This window comes from Aeromonas popoffii, assembly GCF_000820025.1.
Taxonomy (GTDB): domain Bacteria; phylum Pseudomonadota; class Gammaproteobacteria; order Enterobacterales; family Aeromonadaceae; genus Aeromonas; species Aeromonas popoffii.
Genome location: NZ_CDBI01000033.1, coordinates 19,888 through 38,762 on the forward strand (window position 1 = coordinate 19,888; position 18,875 = coordinate 38,762).

Annotated in this window: 18 protein-coding genes; 12 read left to right on the forward strand and 6 right to left on the reverse strand. The window is 60.4% G+C overall.

Annotated features, from left to right (window positions below):
• The first annotated feature begins 175 nt into the window (after positions 1 to 175).
• From BN1129_RS06820 to miaE, 4 genes are all read left to right on the forward strand, one after another.
• On the forward strand, positions 176 to 1,765 hold the full coding sequence (locus BN1129_RS06820) for an AbgT family transporter (RefSeq protein WP_042035413.1): 1,590 nt from the start codon (positions 176 to 178) through the stop codon (positions 1,763 to 1,765).
• 122 nt (positions 1,766 to 1,887) lie between these two features.
• Positions 1,888 to 2,376, forward strand: coding sequence for a CvpA family protein (locus BN1129_RS06825; protein WP_042035415.1), 489 nt, complete (start codon positions 1,888 to 1,890; stop codon positions 2,374 to 2,376).
• A gap of 21 nt (positions 2,377 to 2,397) precedes the next feature.
• A complete protein-coding gene (gene purF, locus BN1129_RS06830; RefSeq protein ID WP_042035416.1) occupies positions 2,398 to 3,918 on the forward strand; it encodes an amidophosphoribosyltransferase in 1,521 nt (506 codons plus the stop codon).
• A 199-nt stretch (positions 3,919 to 4,117) separates the two neighbouring features.
• Positions 4,118 to 4,876, forward strand: coding sequence for a tRNA isopentenyl-2-thiomethyl-A-37 hydroxylase MiaE (miaE, locus tag BN1129_RS06835; RefSeq protein WP_042035418.1), 759 nt, complete (start codon positions 4,118 to 4,120; stop codon positions 4,874 to 4,876).
• A 157-nt stretch (positions 4,877 to 5,033) separates the two neighbouring features.
• Here miaE and BN1129_RS06840 read toward each other — a convergent pair whose 3' ends face one another.
• The 6 genes from BN1129_RS06840 to pspF form a co-directional block, all read right to left on the reverse strand.
• A complete protein-coding gene (locus BN1129_RS06840; RefSeq protein WP_042035419.1) occupies positions 5,034 to 5,819 on the reverse strand; it encodes a peptide ABC transporter ATP-binding protein in 786 nt (261 codons plus the stop codon).
• Positions 5,820 to 5,874: 55 nt separating this feature from the next.
• Entirely contained in the window at positions 5,875 to 6,873 is a 999-nt protein-coding gene (locus tag BN1129_RS06845; RefSeq protein WP_042035422.1) for a peptide ABC transporter ATP-binding protein, read from the reverse strand.
• Between the two features lie 127 nt (positions 6,874 to 7,000).
• The gene (locus BN1129_RS06850) at positions 7,001 to 7,894 is read right to left on the reverse strand and encodes an ABC transporter permease subunit (protein ID WP_042035424.1); all 894 of its coding nucleotides are present in this window, start codon (positions 7,892 to 7,894) and stop codon (positions 7,001 to 7,003) included.
• Positions 7,895 to 7,929: 35 nt separating this feature from the next.
• A complete protein-coding gene (locus tag BN1129_RS06855) occupies positions 7,930 to 8,889 on the reverse strand; it encodes an ABC transporter permease (protein WP_042035426.1) in 960 nt (319 codons plus the stop codon).
• A 2-nt stretch (positions 8,890 to 8,891) separates the two neighbouring features.
• Positions 8,892 to 10,487, reverse strand: a complete 1,596-nt coding sequence (gene sapA, locus BN1129_RS06860; RefSeq protein ID WP_042035431.1) for an ABC transporter substrate-binding protein SapA — start codon at positions 10,485 to 10,487, stop codon at positions 8,892 to 8,894.
• A 90-nt stretch (positions 10,488 to 10,577) separates the two neighbouring features.
• Positions 10,578 to 11,609: a phage shock protein operon transcriptional activator gene (pspF, locus tag BN1129_RS06865; RefSeq protein ID WP_042035433.1), complete on the reverse strand. Its 1,032-nt coding sequence runs from the start codon at positions 11,607 to 11,609 to the stop codon at positions 10,578 to 10,580.
• 195 nt (positions 11,610 to 11,804) lie between these two features.
• Here pspF and pspA point away from each other — a divergent pair, with 195 nt between their 5' ends.
• From pspA to tyrR, 8 genes are all read left to right on the forward strand, one after another.
• Positions 11,805 to 12,491: a phage shock protein PspA gene (gene pspA / locus BN1129_RS06870; protein ID WP_042035435.1), complete on the forward strand. Its 687-nt coding sequence runs from the start codon at positions 11,805 to 11,807 to the stop codon at positions 12,489 to 12,491.
• Between the two features lie 3 nt (positions 12,492 to 12,494).
• The gene (pspB, locus tag BN1129_RS06875) at positions 12,495 to 12,731 is read left to right on the forward strand and encodes an envelope stress response membrane protein PspB (RefSeq protein WP_042035437.1); all 237 of its coding nucleotides are present in this window, start codon (positions 12,495 to 12,497) and stop codon (positions 12,729 to 12,731) included.
• Complete coding sequence (gene pspC / locus BN1129_RS06880) at positions 12,728 to 13,132, forward strand: envelope stress response membrane protein PspC (protein WP_042035439.1); 405 nt, start codon at positions 12,728 to 12,730, stop codon at positions 13,130 to 13,132. The genes pspB and pspC overlap by 4 nt, the downstream gene beginning before the upstream one ends.
• 111 nt (positions 13,133 to 13,243) lie before the next feature.
• Positions 13,244 to 14,665 carry a YcjX family GTP-binding protein gene (locus tag BN1129_RS06885; protein ID WP_042035440.1) on the forward strand — a complete coding sequence of 474 codons (1,422 nt, stop codon included), beginning with the start codon at positions 13,244 to 13,246 and terminating at the stop codon, positions 14,663 to 14,665.
• A gap of 69 nt (positions 14,666 to 14,734) precedes the next feature.
• Complete coding sequence (locus BN1129_RS06890; protein ID WP_042035511.1) at positions 14,735 to 15,778, forward strand: YcjF family protein; 1,044 nt, start codon at positions 14,735 to 14,737, stop codon at positions 15,776 to 15,778.
• 169 nt (positions 15,779 to 15,947) lie between these two features.
• Positions 15,948 to 16,742 (forward strand): phenylalanine 4-monooxygenase, encoded by a 795-nt coding sequence (gene phhA, locus BN1129_RS06895; RefSeq protein ID WP_042035442.1) that lies wholly within the window; start codon positions 15,948 to 15,950, stop codon positions 16,740 to 16,742.
• 54 nt (positions 16,743 to 16,796) lie between these two features.
• A complete protein-coding gene (locus BN1129_RS06900) occupies positions 16,797 to 17,150 on the forward strand; it encodes a 4a-hydroxytetrahydrobiopterin dehydratase (protein ID WP_042035444.1) in 354 nt (117 codons plus the stop codon).
• Positions 17,151 to 17,284: 134 nt separating this feature from the next.
• Positions 17,285 to 18,832: a transcriptional regulator TyrR gene (gene tyrR / locus BN1129_RS06905; protein WP_042035446.1), complete on the forward strand. Its 1,548-nt coding sequence runs from the start codon at positions 17,285 to 17,287 to the stop codon at positions 18,830 to 18,832.
• Positions 18,833 to 18,875 lie beyond the last annotated feature (43 nt).

Here is an 18,875-nt window from a genome sequence, read left to right on the forward strand (position 1 = left end):
GCGTTCATGTTGTATTCAGTTGGAGGAAGGTAAAAGGCTCGCGGTCAATTCATCGAGGATTGATTCCGGTTCGGTGATCAGGGTGCGTATTGTGTCCTTGCTTACGTTCATTAGAAGCGCAGGCATATCGGCTGCACTGGCCGGTGGCATGTTTCAAATGAATAAGGAGTAATGAATGACGTCGAGGACGACACCATTGGTGCCCGCTCGCCCCGGTTTGTTTAACCGTTTTCTCAATGGGGTGGAGTGGCTGGGCAATTTGTTGCCACACCCTATCACCTTGTTTGCGCTCTTCTCCCTCACGCTGATCCTGGCCTCCGGTGTGGCGGCCTGGTTCGAGGTGAGTGTGGTTGACCCTCGCCCGGAAGGCGCTCCGGGTCGCAGCATCGACGGCATGATCACGGTGATCAGCCTGTTCAGTGCCGATGGTCTGCAGCGTATCGTCTCCAATCTGGTGACCAACTTCACCGGCTTCGCCCCGTTGGGTACAGTACTGGTTGCGCTGCTTGGTGTGGGTATTGCCGAACACTCGGGCTTGCTCAGTGCCGCCATGCGTGGCCTGGTGATGAGCGCATCACGGCGCATGGTCACCCTCACAGTGGTGTTTGCCGGCATTATGTCAAACACTGCCGCTGAACTTGGCTATGTGGTGCTTATTCCGCTGTCAGCCATGATATTCCACTCATTGGGCCGTCATCCCCTGGCCGGTCTGGCTGCGGCGTTTGCTGGCGTGTCAGGCGGCTATTCCGCTAACCTGCTGCTCGGTACAGTGGACCCCCTGCTGGCCGGGATCACCCAGATATCGGCTCGCATCATAGATCCCACCTATGTGGTTGGTCCCGAGGTGAACTGGTACTTCATGTTTGTCAGCACCTTCCTAGTTACCTTGTTGGGGGCCTGGGTGACAGAGAAGATAGTGGAACCCAAGCTCGGCAAGTATGATCCCAGCGACGCCAGCGTGGTGCTGGATCAGAAGGCTGAACCTCTGAGTGTGCAGGAGAAGCGCGGGCTCTGGTCTGCTCTGGTGGCTGTGCTGGTAGTGAGTGCTCTGCTGGCCCTGACGGTGGTACCGGCAGATGGCATCCTGCGTCATCCGGATACGGGTGCCATTGCAGGCTCCCCCTTCCTGCACGGGATTGTTGCCTTCATCTTCATCTTCTTCGCCATTCCCGGCTTCGTCTATGGCAAGGTGGTGGGAACCATGAAGAGCGATCAGGATGTGATCAAAGCCATGTCCACCAGCATGGGCACCATGGGGATGTATATCGTACTGGTGTTCTTTGCTGCCCAGTTCGTTGCCTACTTCTCCTGGACCAACTTTGGCACCGTGTTTGCGGTGAAGGGGGCCGAGCTGCTGCAATCTCTGGGTCTGACAGGTCCCTGGCTCTTCTTCGGCTTCATTCTGATGTGTGCCTTTATCAACCTGATGATTGGGTCAGCATCCGCCCAGTGGGCTGTGACGGCCCCCATTTTCGTTCCCATGTTGATGCTGATCGGCTACTCCCCTGAGGTGATACAGGCGGCGTACCGGATCGGCGACTCTGTGACCAATATCATCACCCCCATGATGAGTTATTTCGGACTTATCCTGGCGGTGGCGGTGCGTTACCAGAAGTCTCTGGGAATAGGCACCCTGATTGCAACCATGTTGCCCTATACGCTGGTGTTTCTGGTGGGCTGGAGCCTGCTCTTCTACGTCTGGGTATTCATGCTCGGTTTGCCGGTTGGTCCCGGCGCGGCTACCTTCTACCAGGTCGGTGGTTGACTTCCCACAGGGCGCCAGACAGGCGCCCGTTTTTATCCGCAGGCGCGGCAGCAAAACTTTCCCAAGCATTCCGCAATCGTTTTTGTTAGACTGCGCCGCAATTTCGCAGGACACTTTTCTCTATGGTCTGGATTGATTACGCCATCATCGGCATCATCGGCTTTTCCGCCCTCATCAGCCTGGTGCGCGGCTTTGTCAAGGAAGCCATGTCGCTTGTCACCTGGTTTATCGCCTTCTTCATCGCCAGCCATTTCTATCCCGATCTCGCCATCTATTTTACCTCCTTTTCGGATCCCATGGTGCGCAACGGCCTGGCCATCGCCGCTCTGTTCGTGGCGACCCTGATCCTGGGCGCCGTGGTGAACTACGTGGTGGGGCTGCTGGTTGAAAAGACCGGTCTGTCAGGCACGGATCGGGTGCTCGGCATCTGTTTTGGCGCCATTCGCGGGGTACTGGTTGTCAGTGCCCTGCTGTTTTTTATGGATACCTTTACCAGCCTCTCCCAGAGCGACTGGTGGGTGGTGTCCAAACTGGTTCCCGAGTTCAAACCGGTGATCCAGTGGTTTTTCGGGTTCATGTTGAACTCGTCCAGTTATCTTAAACAGGTATAGTGACTTCGAGGTAGCAAAGACATGTGTGGTATTGTCGGTATAGTTGGCACCACCCCCGTCAATCAGGCCCTCTACGACGCCTTGACGGTGTTGCAACACAGGGGACAGGATGCCGCCGGGATCGTGACCATAGACAGTGGAAACTTCCGGCAACGTAAGGCCAACGGCCTGGTGAAGGACGTGTTTGAAGTGCGTCACATGCAGCGTCTGCAAGGGAACATCGGCATAGGTCATGTCAGATATCCCACCGCAGGCAGCTCAAGTGCCGCTGAAGCCCAACCTTTTTACGTGAACTCCCCCTACGGCATGGTGCTGGCCCACAACGGCAACCTCACCAATGCCAAGGATCTCAAGGAGCAGCAGTTCAAGGTGGCCCGTCGCCACATCAACACCACCTCCGATTCGGAAGTGCTGCTGAACGTGCTGGCCCACGAACTGGATCTGTGCGACAAGATGGCACTGCGGCCGGAGGATATCTTCTCTGCGGTGCGCAAGACCCATCAGCAGATCCGCGGTGCCTATGCCGTGGTCTCGCTGGTGATTGGTCACGGTCTCATCGGGTTTCGCGATCCCAACGGCATTCGTCCGCTGATACTGGGTCGTCGGGCCGATGAGCAGGGCCAGGTGGAGTACATGCTCGCCTCGGAGAGCGTGGCGCTGGACGCCATCGGTTTCGAGACGGTACGTGACGTCGCCCCCGGTGAAGCCATCTACATCACCGAGCAGGGACAGCTCTTCTCCGAGCAGTGTGCGGAAAATCCGCAGATGAGCTCCTGCATCTTCGAATATGTCTACTTCGCCCGTCCCGATTCATGCATCGACAAGGTCTCCGTCTACGCCGCCCGCCTTAACATGGGTCGCAAGCTGGGTCAGAAGATTGCACGTGAGTGGGAAGATCTGGACGTGGATGTGGTCATTCCCATCCCCGAGACCTCCTGTGACGTGGCGCTGGAGATAGCCCATACCCTCGACCTGCCTTACCGTCAGGGTTTTGTGAAGAACCGCTACATAGGCCGTACCTTCATCATGCCGGGTCAGACCCAGCGCAAGAAGTCGGTACGTCGCAAGCTCAATGCCATCAGCTCGGAATTCAAGGGCAAGAAGGTGTTGTTGGTGGATGACTCTATCGTGCGCGGCACCACCTCGGAGCAGATCATCCAGATGGCCCGTGAAGCGGGGGCGGCCAAGGTTTACTTCGCCTCGGCGGCACCGGAGATCCGCTTTCCCAACGTCTATGGTATCGACATGCCCACTGCCAACGAGCTGATCGCCCACGGTCGGGAAGTGGAAGAGGTGTGCAAGCTGATCGGTGCCGATGGTCTGATTTTCCAGGATCTGGAAGATCTGGAAGAGGCGGTGCGGGAGATCAACCCCGAGCTGCGTCACTTCGAGACCTCGGTGTTCAACGGTCACTATGTCACCTCCGATGTGGATCAATCTTATCTGGACCACCTGAATGCCTTGCGCAGCGACGACAACAAGGCGGTGCGTGAGTGGCAGGAAGGGACCAGCAACCTGGAAATTTTTAACGAAGGTAGTTAAACGTTTTCGTTGTTCATGAAAGATATGAGATGGGGGCCCCGGCCCCCATTGTCGTGTCTGGGCGGCTGAGCAGAGGGGTATCTGCTGTAAAAATAATCACTTATACCGCTGGGTGTGGGCAGTGGCGGCGGGATCCGCTAGCATGGGCAGCCGCGCACCTATCGCGCCGCCGTATCAACCAGAACAGACGAGAATTCAGATGGATGACCTGCTAGCCCCCGTGCACCAGTTTTTGCAGTGTGAGACCCCGGACGAGTGGGTAGCCATGGCGCGAGATCCCGCCCATCTGCCTACCCTGCTCATCGATCACGCGAACTGCGAGAACAAGGCTGCGCTCACCGCCCACAGCCTGGTGCGGCGCTACTGCCTGCCCAAGGGCAAGCGCCATCTGCTGCCCAAGCTGGCATTTTATCGGGAGCTGGATGCCATCCCGGAGAAGGCCGAGATCCTGGGCAAGCGCAGCATGGGGGAGTCTGATCGCACCGTGTTCGAGGAGCTGGCGCGCAATCCGCTGCTGTTTCCCATGGTGCGGCTCATCCAGGAGGAGCTGCACCACTTCGAGCAGGTGCTGGCGCTGATGGCTGTGCGCAACATCCCCTATGGTCCCGTGACCGCCTCCCGCTATGCCCGCAACCTGATGCAGCATGTACGCACTCACGAGCCTGCCACCATAGTCGACAAGTTGATCATCGGCGCCTACATAGAGGCGCGTTCCTGCGAGCGCTTTGCCAAGTTGGCGCCTCATCTGGACGAGGAGCTGGGTCGCTTCTATGTCTCCCTGCTGCGTTCGGAGGCGCGCCACTATCAGGACTATCTGGCCTTGGCCGAGCAGTATGCGGGGGAGGATATCCGTGAGCGGGTCGCCTATTTTGGCCGGATTGAAGCCGAGCTTATCTGCTCGCCGGATCCGCAGTTCAGGTTCCATAGCGGGCGGCCTGTCAGATCTGACAATGGTTGACGTAAGAAGCGCGGCCTACCATGGCCATGTTCCTACTACGAGCGATGCATTCATTTTTGAGCGTAATTCCCGGCCCCTGAGCCGGGATTTTTTTAGGCTTTTTCAAGCAGATGACGAAGAGGGGTGGCCGGTACCAGGGTCGGCTCCGGCCTGGGGATCAGCGGCGGTATTCGTTGTTGTAGTTCTGGATCAGGCGGCGCGTCACCTCGTGCTGGGGATCGGCGAACACCTTGAGCGTCTTGCCACGCTCCACCACCCGTCCTTCGTGCATCACCAGCACCTCGTCACTGATGTGGCTCACGACCCCCAGATCGTTGGCCACCAGTACATAGCTCAGCCCCATGGTCTCCTGCATCTCAAGCAGCAGGTTGATGATCTGGGAGCGTACCGAGATGTCCAGGGTGGAGAGTGCCTCATCGGCTACCACGATTTTGGGGTTGAGAATGAGTGCCCGGGCCAGTGCCACCCGCTGCTGTTGACCGGCGGAGAGCATCTGCGGATAGAAGAGGGCGTGATCCGGCAACATGCCCACCATGCGCAGGGTCTGTACCACCTTGTCGTGCCGCTCCTCGTCGCTCATCTCTGTGTTGAGCCGCAGCGGTGTCTCCAGGATCTGGCCGACCCGGATCTTGCGATTGAGAGAGGAGTTGGGGTCCTGGAAGATCATCCGCAGCAGCTTGCAGCGGGTCTGATAGTCGCCATGGACCAGCGTCTGACCCTCGATGGCGATCTCGCCGGCGGTGGGTTCTATCATGCCCGCCAGGATCCGCGCCAGCGTACTCTTGCCGGAGCCGGCCTCGCCGACGATGGCCAGGGTCTGGCCGACCTCAAGGTCAAACGAGAGCGGCTTGATGGCTTCGACCGCCTGACGCCGAAACAGGCCGGTGCGGTTCTGATAGGTCTTGCTAAGGCCTCTGACCTGCAGCAGGGAGGGTTCGATCACTGTCCTGGCTCCTTGGTGGCAGAGCATGCGGCCACGGGCTGATAACGTGTTGAATTCATTTTTTCGGCTCTTCCATGTTCAGCGGGAAGTGGCAGCTGAACTGGTGTCCTTTGATCTTGCTCATCAGTGGCGTCTGTACGCACTGTTTCTGGGCATAGGGGCAGCGGGGACCGAGCCGACAACCGATGGGCAGGTGCTGGAGCGGCGGTATCACCCCGGGCAGGGTTTCGAGCCGTGACTTGTGGCGCACCAGCTTGTCAAAGTCGGGAATGGACTTGAGCAGGGCATCGGTATAGGGGTGATGGGGCGAGGTCAGGATCTGCTCCCGGGTGCCGACCTCCACCATCTGGCCGCAGTACATCACGTTGATGGTGTTGGTCAGGTTGGCGATGGCCGCGATGTCGTTGCTGATGATGAGGATGGTGGTGTTGCCCAGCTTGTTCATCTTGTCCAGCAGCCGCAGGATCTGGGAGTGGGTCGTGGACTCCATGGCGCTGGTGGGCTCATCGGCTACCAGCAGGCGCGGCTTGTTGGCAATGGCCATGGCGATCATCACCTTCTGGCACATGCCGTCCGACAGTTCGTGGGGATAGGCGCGCATCACCTTGCGGTGATCCTTGACGCCGACCCGGTGCAGCAGGGCGATGGCCTTCTTCTTGCGCCACTGGAAGCGCTGCCAGAACTGACCCTCGAACGAATCGGTCGGGATCGCCTCTTCCAGCTGGGAACCTATCTCTTCGGAAGGGTCCAGACAGCTGATGGGGTCCTGAAAGATCATGGCGATCTCGCGACCCATGATCCGGCGTCGCTCCTTGGGAGCCATGGTCAGCAGATCCATGTCGTTGAAGCGCATCCGGTCGGCACGTACCGTCCAGTTGTCCTTCTGGATGCCGACGATCACTTTGGCCACCAGACTCTTGCCGGAGCCCGATTCACCGACCAGGCCGCGGATTTCCCCCTCGGTCAGGGTCAGGCTCACCCTGTCTACCGCCTTGACCTTGCCCTGGGGCGTGTCGATCTCGATGGTCAGGTTGCGAATATCTAGCAAGGGCATTAAGCATTCCCCTTTTTGAGCACTTCACGAGGGCTTTCACCGGCCAGCGCATGGTTGATCCGCACGCTGCACAGGAATGAACAGGGTTCAATGGTGAACCTATCTATCTTCGGCAAAGAGTACCGCATCAGTCGTCCCCCTCTTTGAGCGCTTCACGAATGCCTTCGCCAACCAGGTTCGTGACCAGCACGCTGAACAGTATGGCCATGCCCGGCAGGGTCACGGTCCAGGGGGCGAGATAGATGAGATCGCTCGAATCGGCCAGCATGGCGCCCCATTCCGGTTGGGGCGACTGGGCGCCGAGGCCGAGAAAACCCACCGCCGAGATATCGAGAATGGCGGCAGAGAGGGTGCGGGTAGTCTGGGCGACCAGGGTCTCGACTATATTCGGCAAAATGGCCAAACGCATGATCCGCAGCGGCGGCGAACCGTCGAGGCGGCTGGCGATGATGTACTCCTTCTGCATCTCGGTGTGAACCGCGTTGTAGGTCGCCCGGATGAAGGGGGGGATCAGTGCCAGCGTGATGGCGATCAGGGTATTGAACAGGCCCGGCCCCAGGATGGCGACCATGATGATGGCCAGCAGCAGGGAGGGGATGGAGAGCAGGGTATCGAGCAGGTGGTGCAGCACGCTCGATTTCAGCCCCTTGCTCATGCCACCCAGGATGCCGATGGCGGAGCCCACCACCATGGCAATCATCACCACCAGCAGGGCGTTGCCGAAGGTAAGCCGTGCCCCCACCACCAGCCGGGAGAGGATGTCGCGCCCCAGATCGTCGGTGCCGAGGAAGTAGTCGATATTGCCGGTCGCCGCCCAGGAGGGGGCCAGCAGCAGCTTGTCGGTGTGCTGTTCATCGATGCCGTAGGGAACGACCAGCGGCCCCACCAGGGTGATGAGCAGCAACAGCAAAAAGCACCAGAGCCCCGCCATGGCAAGCGGATTACGGCTGTAGGAGGCCCACGTCTGCTCAAGGGGCGAGAGGATCTTGAGCTCGGGATAGATGTTTGATTTATCTTGCATAGGATACCTGGCTCTGGGTCACGCCATGAGCGCGTTTAGTCTTGTTTTGCATAGAGTTCTTTACGCCGCGCCGGATAGATGAGGGTGGTGAGCAGCTCGGTGCTGACGCTGATGACGATGACGAAGCCGGCGACCACCAGGGTGGCGCCCCGGATGGCGGCGTAATCCTGCAGGGCAATGCTGTTGATGAGCCAGCGGCCTATCCCGTGCCATTCGAACACGACCTCTGTGATCATGGCGGAGGTGAGCACGCTGCCCAGTTGCAGACCCAGCAGCGGCAGCACCGGCGGCAGGGCATTTTTCAGGCCGTGACGCCAGACGATCTGCGCCTTGGAGAGACCCCGGCTCGTCGCCGCCTTGATGTAGTTCTGCTTCATGACGTCGATCAGTGAACTGCGCACGTGGCGGATCACCTCTGTGGTGGGCACTACCGCCAGCACCAGCGAGGGCAGGATCAGGTGGAGAAGGGCATCGTGCAGCGCCGCCTGGCGCCAGGGCTCGTTGCTCATCAGCACGTCAAACACAGCGATGCCGGTGATGGAGGGCACGTCATAGAGCAGGCTGATCTGGCCCGAAGCGGGCAGCCAGCCCAGCTCCAGCGAGAAGAACATCACCACCAGCAGCGCCAGCCAGAAGACGGGCACCGCATAACCGATGAGGCCAGCGGTCATGATGGAGAGATCCAGCGGCTTGCCCTGATAGAGCGCGGCCAGGGTGCCGAGCGGAATACCCACCAGCAGCGAGATGGCAAAGGCTGCCATGCAGAGGATCAGGGTGGCAGGGAAGTAGTGACGGATCTCTTCCAGCACCGGCTGGCCTGAAACGCTGGAAAGCCCCAGATCCCCATCCAGAATGCGGCGCAGGAAATCGGGATAACCGCTCCAGAAGCTGGCTTGCTGACCGATGAGGCGAACGTCCAGCAGGTAGACGACGAAGGTCAGCGCCAGCAGGGTAATGAGCAGCAGGTTGATGCGACGCAGTATATAGAGAAACATGCTTACTCCCTGTGGGCTTGGTTGAAGACGGTGCCGCCAAAGGGCATCAGGGAGAGCCCCTGAATGTCGCTGCGACTGGCCAAGGTGCGCAGGGCATGGGCCAGCGGAATGAGTGGCACCTGCTCGTTGAGCAGGGTTTGGGCGTAATAGTAGTTGCGCAGCCGGAACGCCAGCTGGGGCGTGGTGACCGCATCGTCCAGCAGCTGATCGAAGGCCGGGCTGCACCAGCGACTGTAGTTATTGCCGCGCTCGACGGCGGCGCAGCTCAGCAAGGGGCGAAAGAAGTTGTCCGGATCGGCGTTGTCGGCAATCCAGCCAGAGAGCAGGCTGTCATATTGGCCTTTGGCGAGGCGGGCCTGGGTGATGGGCCACTCCTGCTGCACAATTTTCAGCTTGATGCCTATCCTGGCCAGATCGTTTCGTATCAGCTGAGCTGTTTTGAGGGCGTCCGGGTTGTAGGGACGTGAGCCTGGCTGCACCAGCACTTGCATCTCGAACCCCTGTTCGAACCCCGCCTCCTTGAGCAGCTGACGCGCCCGCTTCAGATCCGGCTTGCGCATCGGCAGGGAGGGATTGTAGCCCCAGGAGAGGGGGGGCAGCAGGCTGTTGGCGGCCTGGCCCGTCTCGAAATAGACCGCCTGCAGCAGGTTGTCTATGTTGATGGCGCTGGCGATGGCCTGACGCACTTGCACCTTGTTGAACGGCGGCTTGCGGGTGTTGAGGGCCAGGAAGGCGACGTTCATGCCCGATTGCACCGAAAGGCTCAGCTCAGGTTTTTGCTTAATCACCGAGAGCTGGCTGGCAGCAGGGGTGCTCATCACGTCACACTCGCCGGTCAACAGCTTGGCCAGTCGTTTGGATGACTTGGGGGTGATGTCGTAGATGAGCTGCTCTATTTTGGCCTCGCCGCCCCAGTAACCGGGATGGCGCAAATAGCGGATGAACTCGTTGTGGCGATACTCCTTGAAACTGAATGGCCCTGTGCCGATGGGACGGCTGTCGAGCAGGGCCGGGGTGCCAGCTTGTTGCATCTGACTGGCATATTCGGCGGAGAGCACGATGGCGTAGTCGCTGGCCAGGGTGGCGAGGAAGGAAGCATCCGGTCGATTCAGCTCGAACACGACCTGCCCGGGTCCCTTCTTATGGACCCGCTTGATCAGCTGATCCAGCCCCAGGCTGTAGAAATAGGGATACTCGCCGCCGGAGACGTTGTGATAGGGGTGCTGTTCATCGAGCTGGCGCGCATAGGTAAAGACCACATCGTCGGCATGGAGGGTGCGACTGGGCTTGAACCAGGGGGTATGGTGAAAGGTCACCCCCTTGCGCAGGGTCAGTGTGTAGGTCAGACCATCCTCGCTGATGTGCCAGTCGGTGGCCAACGCAGGCTCCAGCGCCAGGGTGTTGGGGTTTACCTCCAGCAGGCGATCGTAGAGGGTGCGCGAGCTGGCATCCAAGGTGACTCCGGAGTTGGATATCTGGGGATTAAAGGTCTGGGGCGAGCCTTCCGTACAATAGATGAGTCCCGTTCTGGACGCGTCGTCTTGTTTCTGACAACCGGTAACCAGCACCAGCAATCCAAGCAGCAAGGGTTTGAACATTCTCATTGTAGAACCATGTTTTTATACGAATGTGCCAGCGTTAAGGCTGGCGAGTTGCGGGAGTCGGTCTGAACCTGGCTGCCCTGGGTCTTAATCTGCATCGCTGTCACTGTCCAGCAGCTGGTATTTGCGCAGCATGCCGCGAAACTGGTGATAGCTCAACGCCAGCAATTGAGCGGCTTTGCGCTGATTATACTGGGATTGCTGCATGGCTTGCTTGAGTAAATTAATCTCGTACTCCGCCACCGCCTGTTTGAGATCCAGCGGCAGGAGGGGAGGGGTGGAGACGGACGCCTGGATGGGCTCATCGATGGTAGCGGCCAGACTTGCCCGGGAACGGGGGCGCCAGGGGGAGTCAAAGGGGTTGATCACCAGCTCGGACAGCGGCAACTGGGGATTACCCTGGCGGTAGATGCTGCGCTCCACCACGTTTTTCAACTCCCGCACGTTGCCGGGCCAGGGGTAATCCAGCAGTAGCTGGGTCGCCTTGCGGGAGAAACCGGCAAACAACGGATAGCCCAGCTCCCGGGTCATGCCGTGGGCGAAGTGTGCCGCCAGCATCAGTATATCTTCGCGTCGCTCCCGCAAGGGGGGCAGGGTAATGACATCAAAGGCCAGCCTGTCCAGCAGATCGTGGCGAAAGTCCCCTCTGTCGGCCAGTGCCGGCAGATCCTCGTTGGTGGCACACACCAGCCGCACATCTACCTTGAGGGCCTTGGCTCCACCCACCCGCTCAAACTCGCCGTATTCGATGACCCGCAGCAGCTTCTCCTGCACCCGGGCGCTGGTGGTGGCCAGCTCGTCGAGGAAAAGGGTGCCGCCATCGGCGCGCTCGAAGCGGCCCTGATGGCGCTTGGCTGCGCCGGTGAAGGATCCCGCCTCGTGTCCAAACAGCTCGGTCTCCAGCAGGTTTTCGCTCAGGGTCGCGCAGTTGATGGTGACAAAGCTTTGATCCCAGCGCGCCGAGAGATAATGTAGGCGATGGGCGATGAGCTCCTTGCCGGTCCCTCGCTCGCCGATGATCAACACGGGTTTGCGCAGCGGGGCGAGGCGTGAGGCTTGCTCAATGATCTCGAGGAATGCGTTGGATTCCCCCAACAGGCTTTCCGTGGCCGTGGTCATAGTGATCCCTGTCAGTTGTAAAAGCTGGTCAATCTTACCAAAAGTTGGTGATTATTATCATTACTTGTACAGGGGATCTTGAAACTCCACGTATCCTCCCCATATAAATCAACAAGTTAAATTCCGTTCCAGATTGGCACACAAGTTGCCATTGTCAATGGAGAAACAACGCATGCCAATCACAGGAGTTCTATCATGAGTATTTTTTCCCGTCTGGCCGACATCATCAATTCCAACCTGACGGCCCTGCTCGACAAGGCTGAAGATCCCCAGAAGATGGTGCGCCTGATCATCCAGGAGATGGAAGACGAGCTGGTGAAGGAGCGCTCCAATCTGGCCCGCTTCCTCGCCAGCCAGAAAGAGATCGGTCGTCAAGTCAGCCGCCATCAGGAGCGGGTTGACGAATGGCAGGGCAAGGCTGAACTGGCGCTGACCAGGGGCCGTGAAGATCTGGCCCGCGCCGCGTTGATCGAGAAAAAGAAGCAGACCGAACTGGCCGAGACGCTCTATCGCGAGCAGCAGGCGGTGGACAGTGGCATCGACAAGCTGGGTGACGAAATACGTCAGCTGGAAGCCAAGCTGGAAGATGCCCGTAGTCGTCAAAAGGCGATGACGATTCGCACCGAAGCTGCCAGCAGCCGTCTCAACGTGCAGAGCCAGGTCGCCCGTGGCGAGAGCCAGGCCGTGGTCAGCAAGTTTGAGCGCATGGAACGACGTATCGACGAAATGGAAGCCCGCGCCGATCTGGGGCAATCCGACAAGGCGCTGGCCCAGCAGTTTGCCGAGCTGGAAGTCGACGACCAGATCAGCAAAGAGCTGGAAGCGATGCGCCAGAAGCTGGGCCAGAGTGAAAGCAAACGTGAAGGCAAACAAGGGGAGTAACTGATGGAAAATCTGCTGGGCGTATTGATGGTTCCCATGGTGGTCTTCATGGTCGTGGTGGCCCCCATCTGGTTGGTGCTGCACTACCGTGCCAAGGGACGGATTGGTGCCGGTCTCGCCGATAGCGAGCGAGAGCAGCTGCAAGGGTTGCTGGCCCGTGCCGAGAAGATGCAGGAGCGGGTCGGCTCGCTGGAGTCGATTCTGGACGCGGAAGTGCCGGGCTGGAGGAACAAGGTATGAGTCCATCGAATCGGGAGGAGCGCAATCTTTATCGTGACCCTCAGCAGGGCAAGATAGCGGGCGTCTGCGCCGGCCTTGCCGACTACTTCGGCGTGGAGCCCTGGATCGTGCGACTGCTGGCCATCACCGGTCTCATCTTCGCCGGTTTCATTACCTTCACTGCCTACATTGCCGCCTGGTTTCTGCTCGACAAGCGGCCGGTCACTCTCTATGAAAAAGAAGAGGGAGAGTTTGCCGAAGTGCGGATGAAGGCGCGTAGCTGGCAGGCCGGTGTCACCCCTCATCAGGCATTGGACCGTATCGCACAGGAGCTCGACACCCTGGAGCCCAGATTGCAGCGCATCGAGAAGCTGGTGACCTCCAAGGAGTTCACCTTGCAGCGGGAGTTCAGCAAGCTGTGAGCCCTGGCCTCGCCGATTGAGCGAGGCCCTGCCTTGAACGGGATCCGACGACTAGACATAGCTGACGGGCGCAACTGAAACCGATGATTGAATTGAGGGATTGAACAAGCCTTGATACGCAACACACTGGAACAAAAGTGGTCGCTCTTGCAGCACAGGGCCACAGACGTGGTGAACCGGGTACGGGATCGCCATCTGCGGCTGGCGGTGACCGGCCTCTCTCGCAGTGGCAAGACGGCGTTTATCACGGCGCTGGTCAACCAGCTTGAACACGCGGCCATCGATGGCCGCTTGCCGTTGTGGGATGCCCTGCGTCAGGGGCGGATCCTGGGCGCCCGCCGGGTGCCGCAACAAAACGCCCATATTCCCACCTTCGCCTACGAGCGCGGTCTCGACGCCCTGTTCGGGGAGCCGCCCGCCTGGCCTGAGCCTACCCGCGGGGTGGCCGAGGTGCGCCTCGAAATTCGCTATCGCACCCGCCATCCGCTGCGCAAGCATTTGGGGGAGATCTCCACCCTCTATGTGGATCTGGTGGATTACCCGGGGGAGTGGCTGCTCGACTTGCCGCTGCTAGAGATGAGTTACGAGCAGTGGAGCGAGCAGGTGCGCGATCAACTTCGCCGCCCCGAGCTGCAAGCACTCGCCGCCAGCTGGCTGACCCCACAATGGCAAGCGGCGCAGCCTTTTGAAGAGCGACCGGTCGCCCAGCTGGCCGAGCGCTACACCGCCTATCTGCACGCTTGCAAACGGGATCTCGGGTTACACCTGATCCAGCCCGGCCGTTTCGTATTGCCAGGGGAGTATGCCGGTGCCCCCATGCTGCAATTTGTTCCCTGGGTGTGGCAGCCGCCGGTTGGCGAGCCCGCCGAAGGCACCCTTTACGCCACCCTCAAGCAGCGCTTCGAGCAGTACAAACAGCACCTGGTGCAGGGCTTTTATGAGCAGCACTTTGCGGGGTTTGATCGCCAGATCGTGCTGGTGGATTGTCTGCAGCCCCTCAACGCCGGCGCGGCCAGCTTTGGCGACATGCAGCAGGCCATCGCCCGCATCATGGAGAGCTTCGCCTACGGCAAGAGCAACTGGTGGCGGCGACTTTTCTCGCCGCGTATCGACAAGCTGCTGTTTGTGGCTAGCAAGGCGGATCACGTCACCCCCGAGCAGCACGCGCCCATGGTCTCCCTGCTCCAGCATCTGGTGCGCAGTGGCCGGGGTCAGGCGTGCTTTGAGGGGATAACCACCGAGTGTCTGGCGCTCGCGGCCATCAAGGCGACCGAGGTGGGCAAGGGAGTGGCCAATGGCCGCGAGTTCCCCGCCATCCGCGGCACCAGCCTTGCGGGCGAGCCGCTGCTGCTGTTCCCGGGGGAAGTGCCGCCCCATATTCCGCCTGCGCAATGGTGGCATAAACAGGGGGAGAACAATCAGGGCTTTGATTTTCAGGCGTTTCGCCCCTTAGCTATGAGCGCCCATCAGGCGCTGCCTCATATCCGGCTCGATGCGGCGCTGGAGTTTCTGCTCGGGGATCACCTCGAATAACCTAGGTTGTGCGGCAATGCAGGCAGGAAAGGCATGGTGGCACAGGTGCGTGGAGGAACAAGCAACAAGATGAACGATCAGACAAAACCGACGGTGGCCGAACCGGCGCCGCTGCAGGGCAAGGTGATCCTGGAGCCCGCCTTGACGGCGGCAAGCGACGAGCGACCGCCAGCTCCGGCCCAGCGCTTGGAGGAAGAAAGCTTCGAGCGCCTCGATGAGCTGGACGATTTCACTGAGGTGGAGCCTGCGCTTACCATCAAGCCGCGCCGGCGGCACCGGCTGCTCGGCTGGGGATTGGGGGCGGTTGGCCTGCTCTCTTTGGGGCAATATGGTGTTTTTCTCTACGAGCAGTTGCTCACCACCCCGCTCTGGGGCAGCGCCTGGTTGCTGGCCTCCGGTCTGGTGGCCGTGGGCACGGCAGGCATGGTGGGGCGAGAGTGGCTGCGGCTGCGCACCCTCCAGCGGCGCCAGGATGTGCGCTCGCGCGCCGACGATTTGCTGGCCCGTCAGGGCGTCGGGCAGGGACAGGCTTTTTGCGAGGTACTCGCCGAGAAGAGTGGTGACAAGGGACGGGAGGGTTACCAACGTTGGCTGAACCAGCTCGACGAGAGTCACAGCGATCGGGAAGTGCTGACGCTCTACAGTCAGCTGGTGCTGACCGAGCGGGACAAGCTGGCCCAGGCCCGGGTGGCCAAATGGTCGGGGGAGGCCGCTGTGCTGGTGGCCCTGAGTCCCCTTGCCACCGTCGACATGATGCTCATGCTGTGGCGCAACTTGCGGATGATCGAGGATATCGCCGACGTCTATGCCATCGAGCTCGGTTACTGGAGCCGCATTCGCCTCATTCGTCAGGTGTTTCGCAACATGCTCTACGCCGGTGCCACCGAGCTGGTGACCGAGGTGGGCATGGACTTGCTGGGGGCCGAGCTCGCAGCCAAGCTCTCCGCCCGCGCCGCACAAGGGGTGGGCGCGGGACTGCTCACCGCCAGACTCGGGTTGCGCACCATAGAGGCGTGCCGCCCGCTGCCCTGGTGCGGTGACGAGAAACCCAAGCTCGGGGAGCTGCGCAAGCGGCTCATCGGCCAGCTGGCGGGGTATCTCAACAAGGGGTGACGGGCCGTGCCTTGATTGTGGTTGTCACAAATTATTTACAATTGTCAGCAGCAGTCGACCCCGGGGTCGGCTGCTTTTTTAAGGGACAAACCGTTACAGTGATCCCATCAGTCAAACGTGAGTCGCCGCTGCTTGGGTTACCGGGCGGGCACACAGGATGGAACCCTTCATGGCCAGTCTCTACACCGCACACCAGCCGGACCCTCAGGGCCTTATCCATTACACGGATGAGGAGCATGGCACCTGGCAGATCCTGATCGAACGTCAGCTCGCGGCGCTCGAAGGCAAGGCGTGTGACGACTATCTGGCTGGCTTGACCCGCCTCAATCTGCCCCGTGATCGCATCCCCCAGCTGGGCCAGATCAACGCCGTGTTGCAACCCGCCACCGGCTGGTCGGTGGCCGCTGTGCCTGCGCTTATCTCGTTCGATCGCTTCTTTGCCCTGCTGGCCAACCGCCAGTTTCCGGTGGCCACCTTCATTCGCCGCCGGGACGAGCTCGACTATCTGCAAGAGCCCGACATCTTTCACGAGATCTTCGGCCATTGCGCCATGCTGACCAATCCTGCCTTCGCTCACTTCACCCATGTCTATGGCCAGCTCGGCCTGCAGGCGAGCAAGGAGGATCGAGTCTTTCTGGCACGCCTCTACTGGTTCACAGTGGAGTTCGGCCTGCTCAATACCCCTGCTGGGCTGCGCATATACGGCGGTGGCATTCTCTCCTCTATCGGTGAGACCGCCTATGCCCTCGGTGGCCAGCCTGTGCTGCAACCCTTCGATCCCATAGAAGTGCTGCGTACTCCGTATCGCATCGACATCATGCAGCCCACCTATTTCGTGTTGCCCGAGCTGGCCGAACTCTACCGTCTGGCTGAGCAGGACATCATGGCCATGGTGTCCGATGCCCGCCGGTTGGGGCTGCGTCCGCCCCGTTTTGCCCCCGCGGGTGATAAACAGGCGAGCTGACTTGACCAGACCTATTTTGTTATCCGATCCCCATTGATGAACAAGGAGAAACCCATGTCCGAACTGGCAAGCCAGCAGTGTGAAGCGTGCCGCGCCGATGCCCCCAAGGTCAGCGAACAGGAACTCGCCGAGCTGATGCGGCTTATCCCCGACTGGCAGCCGCTGGTGGTGAACGGGGAGTTGCAGCTGAGGCGCGAATTCCCCTTTCGCAACTTCAAGGAGGCGCTGGCCTTCACCAACCGCCTGGGGGAACTGGCGGAGGCGGAGTTCCACCATCCGGCGATCCTGACCGAATGGGGCAAGGTGACCGTCAGCTGGTGGACCCACAAGATAGGCGGGTTACACCGCAACGACTTCATCATGGCAGCGCGCACCGACCAGTTGCTCAGCGATCCGCTGCACAAATAAGCCCCATCCAGTGACTCGGGCCTGTCCGGCGAAAGCGGGGCGGGCCCGCATTTTTATGGGCTGGCGCTCGCACTGGCGGGATCGAGTCTGTATTATCCGGTCATTCATAGAGTTAGCTAGGAAGTGTGTCCCGAATGCGTCTTGAAGTCAGCTGTGAAGACCGCCTGGGCCTGACCCGGGAACTGCTCGACCGTCTGGTGGAGCACAACATCGATCTGCGCGGCATCGAAATCGATACCTCAGGCATCATCTATCTCAACTTTCCCGAGCTGGAGTTTCGTGATTTCCAGCATCTGATGCCGGAGATCCGCCGTATTCCCGGCGTCTATGACGTCAAGACCATCCCCTACATGCCCTCCGAGCGCGAGCACCACGAGATTGAAGCCCTGCTCAAGGCACTGCCGGATCTGGTCTTCTCCCTCGATGCCAAGGGCAAGGTGACCCAGGCCAACCAGTCCGCCCTCACCACCCTGGCCCTGCCGGTGGAAGAGATACGCGGCATGGCCCTGGGCTCCCTGGTCAAGGGTTTCTCCTTTAGCCGCTGGCTGGAGGCGAGCGAGATCAAGCCACAGACCTGCAAGCTCAGCTTCAATGGCGAAGAGTATCTGGCGGATCTGATGCCACTGTTTGTGGCCGAAGAGAAGGGTCGTCAGGCCCTGGCCGGCGCAGTCGTGGTACTCAAATCTGCCCGTCGGGTCGGCATGCACTTCAGCGCGCTGCACGCGGTGGAAGTGGGGGGCTTTGAGCACCTGCAGGCGGAGAGCCAGAAGATGAAGCAGGTGCTGGTGGAGGCGAGCAAGCTGGCGATGCAGGATGCGCCGCTGCTCATCGTCGGCGAGACCGGCACCGGCAAGGAGCTGCTGGCCCGTGCCTGTCACGGCGCCAGCCTGCGCTCCAGCCACCCCTTCATGGCCCTCAACTGCGCCGCCATGCCTGACAACGTGGCCGAGAGCGAGTTGTTTGGCTACGCTCCGGGCGCCTTTGGCAACAACACCGAAGGCAAGCGTGGCGTGCTGGAGCTGGCCAGCGGCGGCACCCTGATGCTGGACGAGATCGGCGACATGTCTCCCCATCTGCAGACCAAGTTCCTGCGGGTGTTGCAAGACGGGGTGTTCCGTCGGGTGGGGGACGAGCAGGAGGTGAAGGTCAATGTGCGCTTCATCTGCACCACCCAGAAGCAGCTGCTGGATCTGGTGCACGACGGCAAGTTCCGCGAAGATCTTTACTATCGCCTCAACGTGCTGAGTCTGGCGTTACCGCCCCTGCGCGAGCGCAAGGCGGACATCATGGCGCTGGCCCAGCAGTTCGTCTCCCGCTTTGCCAGCGAATTACAGCGCCCGCGCCCGCGCTTTACCCGCAACATGGCCGAGTACCTGACCGCCTACCGCTGGCCCGGTAACGTGCGCCAGCTGCGCAACTGCCTCTACCGGGCCATGACATTGCTGGAAGGGGACGAGATCGGTCCGGAGCACGTCGATCTGCCGGTGGCCGCCGATGCCATGCCGCTCATCGACGAGTGGTTCGAAGGGGGGCTGGACGAAGCCGTGAAACGCTTTGAGAGCCGACTGTTGGAGCGGCTCTATCCGGCTTTCCCCTCCACCCGTCAGCTTGCCAAACGGCTGGGGGTGTCGCACACCGCCATCGCCAACAAGCTGCGCGAATACGGGATCAGCAAGAAGTAAGCAGATGAATACAGATGGGATCGCGGGGCTCACACCAGGGTGC

Coding starts and splice junctions, on each gene's coding strand:
- BN1129_RS06820 (WP_042035413.1), top strand. CDS start 176: ATGACGTCGAGGACGACACCATTGGTGCCCGCTCGCCCCGGTTTGTTT.
- BN1129_RS06825 (WP_042035415.1), top strand. CDS start 1,888: ATGGTCTGGATTGATTACGCCATCATCGGCATCATCGGCTTTTCCGCC.
- purF (WP_042035416.1), top strand. CDS start 2,398: ATGTGTGGTATTGTCGGTATAGTTGGCACCACCCCCGTCAATCAGGCC.
- miaE (WP_042035418.1), top strand. CDS start 4,118: ATGGATGACCTGCTAGCCCCCGTGCACCAGTTTTTGCAGTGTGAGACC.
- BN1129_RS06845 (WP_042035422.1), bottom strand. CDS start 6,873: ATGCCCTTGCTAGATATTCGCAACCTGACCATCGAGATCGACACGCCC.
- BN1129_RS06850 (WP_042035424.1), bottom strand. CDS start 7,894: ATGCAAGATAAATCAAACATCTATCCCGAGCTCAAGATCCTCTCGCCC.
- BN1129_RS06855 (WP_042035426.1), bottom strand. CDS start 8,889: ATGTTTCTCTATATACTGCGTCGCATCAACCTGCTGCTCATTACCCTG.
- sapA (WP_042035431.1), bottom strand. CDS start 10,487: ATGTTCAAACCCTTGCTGCTTGGATTGCTGGTGCTGGTTACCGGTTGT.
- pspF (WP_042035433.1), bottom strand. CDS start 11,609: ATGACCACGGCCACGGAAAGCCTGTTGGGGGAATCCAACGCATTCCTC.
- pspA (WP_042035435.1), top strand. CDS start 11,805: ATGAGTATTTTTTCCCGTCTGGCCGACATCATCAATTCCAACCTGACG.
- pspB (WP_042035437.1), top strand. CDS start 12,495: ATGGAAAATCTGCTGGGCGTATTGATGGTTCCCATGGTGGTCTTCATG.
- pspC (WP_042035439.1), top strand. CDS start 12,728: ATGAGTCCATCGAATCGGGAGGAGCGCAATCTTTATCGTGACCCTCAG.
- BN1129_RS06890 (WP_042035511.1), top strand. CDS start 14,735: ATGAACGATCAGACAAAACCGACGGTGGCCGAACCGGCGCCGCTGCAG.
- phhA (WP_042035442.1), top strand. CDS start 15,948: ATGGCCAGTCTCTACACCGCACACCAGCCGGACCCTCAGGGCCTTATC.
- BN1129_RS06900 (WP_042035444.1), top strand. CDS start 16,797: ATGTCCGAACTGGCAAGCCAGCAGTGTGAAGCGTGCCGCGCCGATGCC.
- tyrR (WP_042035446.1), top strand. CDS start 17,285: ATGCGTCTTGAAGTCAGCTGTGAAGACCGCCTGGGCCTGACCCGGGAA.